This is a genomic window from Streptococcus sp. KR, assembly GCF_002238115.1.
GTDB lineage: Bacteria > Bacillota > Bacilli > Lactobacillales > Streptococcaceae > Streptococcus.
Map to the genome: position 1 here is coordinate 1 of NZ_NGVM01000114.1, position 570 is coordinate 570.

General features: G+C 37.2%; 1 protein-coding gene. It reads left to right on the plus strand.

From position 1 onward, the window contains the following. Positions 1–570 (plus strand): DUF6782 family putative metallopeptidase (locus CBI42_RS11150; protein WP_142294125.1); only part of this gene is annotated, 570 nt, incomplete at both ends.

Here is a 570-nt window from a genome sequence, read left to right on the forward strand (position 1 = left end):
ATAACCAACCAATATTGGATAAAAATGGGAAACCAGAAACAGTTACATTCTTTGGCTTAGTGCCAGTTTTTGATGTTAGTCAGACAGAAGGAAAGGAAATGCCAAAAGCTGCAGAAGTTAAAGAACAGCTGACTGATTTGGACTATGCAAATCTTTACCGTGCCCTGATGGCTATTGCAAAAGAAAATGATGTATCGGTTCGATTTGAGGAGATGGAAAATAATAAACATGGATATTATTCTGTCCCAGAAAATCAAATTGTTTTACGTAGTAATGAGATGAACAAGGCTCAAATTATTAAAACTTTCTTACATGAGATGGCTCATGCAGAGTTGCATCATGCAGATAATCCTCAAAAAGAAAATCTAACTAGAAGCACTGCTGAACTCCAGGCTGAAAGTGTCGCTTATGTTGTTTCTTCATACTATGGTATTGATACGTCAGAGTACTCCTTTAACTATCTATCTGGGTGGTCTGCTGATAAGGAGACACTTGCTGATTTAGAAGCACAGTTAGATATTGTCCAACAAGAAGCTAAAAGTTTAATGGTTCGGATGGATCAAGCATTGG